We start from the raw sequence: 6527 nt of genomic DNA on the forward strand, positions 1-6527 counted from the left end.
ACTATAAATTTATGCTCACTATACTCTTCTATAATCAATTTACGTAAAAATATATGTTTTTCGTATTTTCGTAACATCTACAGGTATATAGTACTGTTGTATTCCGAAAAAATCAATTAATTATGTATATACGTAATATCTTTTAAGCATATACCCACTGATTCCTCTATAGCATTTTCTCAAAAAGCATATTATTACGTATATTCGTACATTTGACGTTATCCCCTTACATAGTGTATTTTAGAAGTATATAAAAGGAGTGATGCATATGAATATAACCCTATCAGCAACCCAGCATAAACCAACGCTTCGAGTTATAAAATTGTTGGAAGCTGTTGCCAGTACCTCACGTGGAGCTACACTTTCAGAAATCGCTGAAATTATGGAATGTCCGCGTAGCACATTGACCCCTATCCTAAAAACATTAGTAGACTGTAGATATCTTATTTGTGATAATGAAACATTGCGTTACTCTATAGGACGCCAAGCATATATTATTGGCAATACATATCAATATACCGGGGATGTTTTGGATTTAATTCGTGATCAAATGGAAGTAATGGCCTCACTCTGCAATGAAAATGTACATCTTGGCGTACTTGATGGCGATAGTATTATATATTTACAAAAAGTTACTGGTTCAAAACCGTTACGTCTAATTTCCGCTGTTGGTAAACATCTCCCTGCCTATGCCACTGCACTTGGTAAATCTTTATTATACGACCACACGATTAAAGAACTTCATACATTATTCCCTCCAAACCTACCTGCTATTACCGATAAAACATTGGCTACTGTAGATGATTTATATAAAGACATCCATAAAGATAACAACGATGAATTCACCTACGAAGAAGAAGAAATCACCAAATATGCTCGATGTATTGCCAGACCATTACGTATAAATGGAAAAATTGTGGCTGCCTTAAGCATTAGTTTTATCGTCTTCGACGGTACCGCGGAGCACGTAGAAAAAATAAAGCAAATTCTCCGTCGATTTGGAACCATCATTGAAAAACTTATTGCAGCCAAAGGCGCTCCCTATTAATTTATTACCACTTATTCTTTTTTCTTATCGATATATAAAAAAACTCCCACCAGGACATTAGCTGAACCTAATCTCCTGATGGGAGTTTTTCGCATATATTCTACTGTACTCTATTACATATTACACCATATATTTACATGGCATATTCTTCACAGGTACTATAATTTTTATTTAAATACTTCTTCCAATACGATGGTCTGATTGCGGTTAGGACCTACAGATACAATGCCCAGTTTAACACCGGTTACTTCCGCAATACGTTCTACATAACGGCGTGCTGCTTCCGGCAATTCTTCATACGTACGAATTCCGCTGATATCTGTCTGCCATCCCGGTAAGGTTTCATATACCGGTTCACAAGCTTCCAATTCCTTAAGACTGGCCGGGAACCCTTTAACTTCTTGACCATTCTTCGTATAACCGACACAGATTTTAACTTCCGGCAACTGATCCAAGATATCCAGGCGCGTAATAGCCAAATAATCAAGACTATTCAAATCGGCTGCATAGCTTACTACCTTCAAATCAAGCCAGCCGGTACGACGCGGACGTCCCGTTACGGTACCGAACTCATGACCGGTTTCACGGAGATAATCACCGGCTTCATCCAATAATTCAGATGGGAACGGACCTGCGCCTACGCGAGTAGAATACGCTTTTACAACGCCTACAATATTATTTAAATAATTAGGTCCTACACCGGAACCTACGGAGGCACCACCGGCCACCGGATGTGAACTGGTTACAAATGGATAGGTACCGTGGTCAAGATCAAGCATAGTAGCCTGTGCGCCTTCAAACAATACCTTTTTACCACTTTTTACGGCATCCACTACAGTGAAGTTAGTATCAGTTACATACGGGCGTAACTTTTCAGCATAGCCCAAGTAGTCTTTTAAAATGGTGTCATAATCAACAGGATCTACGCCATACACTGCTGTTAGCATCTTGTTCTTTACTTTCACATTATAAGCTAACTTTTCCTTAAATACGTCTTCATCCATTAAATCACAAATACGGATGCCTACGCGATTTACTTTATCCGCATAGCAAGGCCCAATCCCGTTCTTTGTCGTACCGATCTTAAGATCTCCCTTGGACAATTCTTCTGCTTCATCAAGACGATTATGATATGGCAAAATTACATGAGCACGGTCGGAAATCTGAAGAGACTTAGCACTTTTACCTTCCTTTTCCAGATTGGCGATTTCACCTAACAACACCTTCGGATCTACCACAACACCGGAGCCAATAACATTTGTTTTACCATCATATAAAATACCGCTTGGAAGCAAGCGCAATGCGAATGCTTTATCATCAACCACAACGGTGTGACCTGCATTATTACCACCTTGACTGCGAACAACAAACTCTGCCTGTTCTGCTAAATAGTCAACGATTTTACCTTTACCTTCATCACCCCACTGGGTGCCGATTACCATACTGGTTGCCATACGTTTAACCCTCCATTTCACGCAGTCCTTACCATACTGCCGTGCTTTTACACTTCATTATAACACATTTATATCATTCTCGACATCTGATTATTAATCGCTTATCACGGATTCTTCTAAGTCTATTGCTGCGCACTTTCTGATTAACTCTCCCGAAACACCCTATCTATTTTTCCATTATATTATCCAGCGCTCTCTAACACTCTGACGTATTTGCCTCTAACTACTCAGGACTCCTATAAATATCATTATTATATTTTCTGAATACTCCTGTTTTCATAGCTATTTTTATAAGTAAGTGCTATGATGTACGTAGTTGTATACTTGAGGCGTACAAGCTGTTATAAAAAAGGAGATGTATACTATGGACTTGTATGTAGGCCTTCAAATCATCATTGTATTGGTCGCTATCTTTCTTGGTGTCCGCCTTGGCGGCATGGGGATTGGCTATGCCGGCGGTCTCGGTGTTGTCTTCCTCACGTTGGGCATGGGCATGAACCCAGGACAAATTCCTTGGGATGTTATCCTCATCATTATGTCGGCCATTGCTGCTATCTGTGCATTACAACTGGCCGGTGGCTTAGGCTATCTCGTCGGCGTAGCAGAACGAATTTTGCGCAGCAATCCTAAGCATATTAATTATTTAGCACCAACAGTTACTTATGTACTGACTCTATTGGCGGGAACCGGTCATACAGCCTTTTCTATGATTCCGGTTATTGTCGAAGTATCTAAAAGTGAAAACATCAAACCGTCCGTCCCATTATCTATTGCCGTTGTTGCTAGCCAAATTGGCATTACCGCCAGTCCGGTCAGTGCAGCTGTTATTGCAATGAGCGGTTTCTTGGAACCCTATGGTGTATCCTATCCGATGCTTCTTGCTATTTGTATTCCTACCACCTATGCCGCTTGCATGATTACGGCATTCATTATGTCTACCTTCCTATCTACTACGCTTTCCGATGATCCGGTATACCAAGAACGCTTGGCCCACGGCTATGTAATGCCACCGAAATCTGAAAGCGCCTACCAAGAATTGCCGGCAACCGCTAAACGCTCCGTGCTGATTTTTCTTATCGGCATCATCGCCATCGTCGCATATGCAACAGCAATTTCCAATAACCTTGCTTGGATTCATCCGGTCATTCTTGGTCGTAATGATGCTATCGTAGGCTTTATGATGGCTATTGCAACAGCAATTACCTTATTCTGTCACATTGACACGGCTCGTCTTGTAGAAATGAGCACCTTTAAATCCGGCTTATCCGCTTGCGTCTGTGTCTTAGGTGTTGCTTGGTTAGGTGATACTTTTGTAAAAGGGCATATTCCCGAAATAAAAACCTTAGCGACCCAACTGGTATTGGCCTACCCGTTCTTATTGGCGGTAGCCCTTTTCTTTGCCAGCATGCTTCTCTACTCACAGGCAGCGACTACACAAGCTTTGATTCCAACAGTAATCTTAGCTATGGGCATTACTGCTAACGACACTTCGGGACTGACTATCATCATCGCATCCTTCTCCGCTGTATCCGCGTTGTTTGTCCTGCCGACATACCCGACTTTGCTTGGAGCAGTACAGATGGATGATACCGGTAGCACACGAATCGGAAAATATATTTTTAATCATCCATTCTTCTTTCCCGGTGTAGTAACAATCGTAATCGCCGTAGCCTTAGGCTTCGTCGTAGCACCGATGCTATTGCCGTAATAAATGTTTCTAGATATCCTTGCAAAGCACAAACGCATGCGAATATATCTAAACGCATCATTACATATTTGCTGGTTGTATTTATTGATTGCGTATCTATTGATTACGTATCTATTGGATATGTATCTATCAGTTACGTATCTGTTGATTACATGTCTAACCTTGCAACCAATTATCCCATGGCATGTAATGCCCCTATCCTAAAAATGTTAATATAAAAAAGGATGACCCTACGGTCATCCTTTTTTATTACCTTACTCACGACCATCAAATAATAATTATAAACCGAAACGTCCCATAATCGTGTCCACATGTTTCAACATAGCATGCGGATCAAAGCAAGCTTCAATTTCTTCATCGGTTAAATACTTCTTAATATCTTCGTCACTCTTCAAACCGGCTAAGAAGTCCTTGCCTTCCAACCAACGAGCCATAGCATGACGCTGTACCCAACGATATGCATTATCGCGGAATGCTCCTTTATCAACAAGCGCCGTCAACACGCGCTGACTGAAAATAAGCCCACCGGTCAATTCCAAATTCTTCTTCATATTTTCCGGATACACTAATAACTTATCGATTACGCGCGTTACCAAATGAAGCATATAATCCAAAGTAATCGTGCTATCCGGCAAGATTACACGTTCTACAGAACTATGAGAAATATCTCGTTCATGCCAAAGCGCTACATCTTCCAAAGCTGCCTGTGCATTACCGCGCAACACACGAGCCAAACCGCAAATGCGTTCACATGTAATCGGATTACGTTTGTGTGGCATAGCGGAAGAACCCTTCTGTTTCGGGCTGAAATATTCTTCTGCTTCACGTACTTCCGTACGTTGTAAATGACGAATTTCCAAAGCAATCTTGTCCAGTGTGCTACCAATGATAGCAATGGTGCTACACAATTCCGCATGACGATCGCGTTGCACTACCTGTGTAGCAATTTTTACCGGTTCAAGGCCTAGTTTTTCGCATACATATTTTTCAACAAACGGATCAACTACTGAATACGTACCTACTGCTCCGGATAATTTACCTACTGCAACATTTTTCTTGGCATGTTCCAATCGTTCAATATCACGTTCAATTTCTGCCATCCATAAGCACATTTTAAGACCGAAAGTTGTCGGTTCCCCATGAATGCCATGAGTACGACCTACCATCGGTGTATATTTAAATTCCACAGCACGACGACGAAGTACATCATGGAACTTATGCAAGTCTGCTAACAAAATATCACATGCTTGCTTCATCATATACCCCAATGCTGTATCTTTTACATCTGTAGAGGTCAATCCAAGATGAATGTATTTCGCTTCTTCGCCTACGTGTTCACCTACTGCTGTTACGAAGGAGATGATATCATGGTTTGTTTCCTTCTCGATTTCATGAATACGTTCCACTTCAAAATCGGCTTTCTCGCGAATTACCTTAGCCGCTTCCTTAGGAATCACACCTAACTCTGCCTGTGCTTCACAAGCCAAAATTTCTACTTGAAGCATCGTATCGAACTCATTACGTTCACTCCAGATATGCCCCATTTCTTCTCTCGTATATCTTGCGATCATGCCGATTCTCTCCTCCTGTGAAAGACTGTACTTATAATTCCGCTATAATAATAACATAGGACTTATACAGGGTCAATATAAACATCCGAACATTCAAATTAACAAAACTAAAAATCATTCGGATATTATTATCAACTTACTTTTGAACCCTATCGCGAAGTACAACAAAAAGCCCGTTAGGGCTACGAGAACTACTTCATGCTAAATAAGCTTCGTATTCTCTATAAATTCCTAACGGGCTTTTACCGTTTTACATTATATAACTATGCACCGATGAAACGGTTTAAAGCGGCAGTGCTGGTCATATGACGTTTGGTCATTCCCAATTCAGCCGGGCTGATGCCCAATGCCAAACCAATGAGCTGGCTCATATGGATAATCGGCATATCTTTGTCGCTCGGTACATACTGTTTTGCTTCCTTCTGGAACATATCAAGCTGCATCTGGCACAGCGGGCACGGCGTTACTACGCAATCAGCGCCTTCTTTTGCTGCATCAGCATTGATGGAGCCGGTCATACGCATAACAGAATCATGTGCCGGATATACAGCATGGAAACCACAGCAGTCAAGTTTACGAGAGAAATCAATCGGAGTAGCCCCGATAGCTTTGATTACGTCAGCTAAGCTGGTCGGAATCTGGAAGTCTTCGAAACCTGTTTCTTCCTGCGGACGAAGCAGATGGCAACCATAGTATTCGGCTACGCGAAGACCGCTAAGCGGTTTTACTACTTTTGCCTTCAAATT

Annotated in this window: 5 protein-coding genes; 2 read left to right on the forward strand and 3 right to left on the reverse strand. The window is 41.4% G+C overall.

Features of this window, described 5'->3' with window-relative positions; genetic code table 11:
* The first annotated feature begins 268 nt into the window (after positions 1-268).
* Entirely contained in the window at positions 269-1048 is a 780-nt protein-coding gene (locus tag G344_RS0106275; RefSeq protein ID WP_071838103.1) for an IclR family transcriptional regulator, read from the forward strand.
* Positions 1049-1215: 167 nt separating this feature from the next.
* Here G344_RS0106275 and G344_RS0106280 read toward each other — a convergent pair whose 3' ends face one another.
* Positions 1216-2502, reverse strand: a complete 1287-nt coding sequence (locus G344_RS0106280) for an adenylosuccinate synthase (protein WP_028255462.1) — start codon at positions 2500-2502, stop codon at positions 1216-1218.
* A gap of 364 nt (positions 2503-2866) precedes the next feature.
* Here G344_RS0106280 and G344_RS0106285 point away from each other — a divergent pair, with 364 nt between their 5' ends.
* Positions 2867-4210 (forward strand): anaerobic C4-dicarboxylate transporter, encoded by a 1344-nt coding sequence (locus G344_RS0106285; RefSeq protein WP_028255463.1) that lies wholly within the window; start codon positions 2867-2869, stop codon positions 4208-4210.
* 278 nt (positions 4211-4488) lie between these two features.
* Here the strand turns inward: G344_RS0106285 and purB are convergent, their stop codons facing one another.
* Both purB and G344_RS10860 read right to left on the reverse strand, forming a co-directional pair.
* A complete protein-coding gene (purB, locus tag G344_RS0106290; RefSeq protein WP_028255464.1) occupies positions 4489-5781 on the reverse strand; it encodes an adenylosuccinate lyase in 1293 nt (430 codons plus the stop codon).
* 263 nt (positions 5782-6044) lie between these two features.
* On the reverse strand, positions 6045-6527 hold a 483-nt coding region (locus G344_RS10860; protein WP_038155140.1), incomplete at its 5' end, for a heterodisulfide reductase-related iron-sulfur binding cluster.

This window comes from Veillonella magna DSM 19857, from assembly GCF_000428745.1.
GTDB classification, from domain to species: Bacteria; Bacillota; Negativicutes; order Veillonellales; family Veillonellaceae; genus Veillonella_A; species Veillonella_A magna.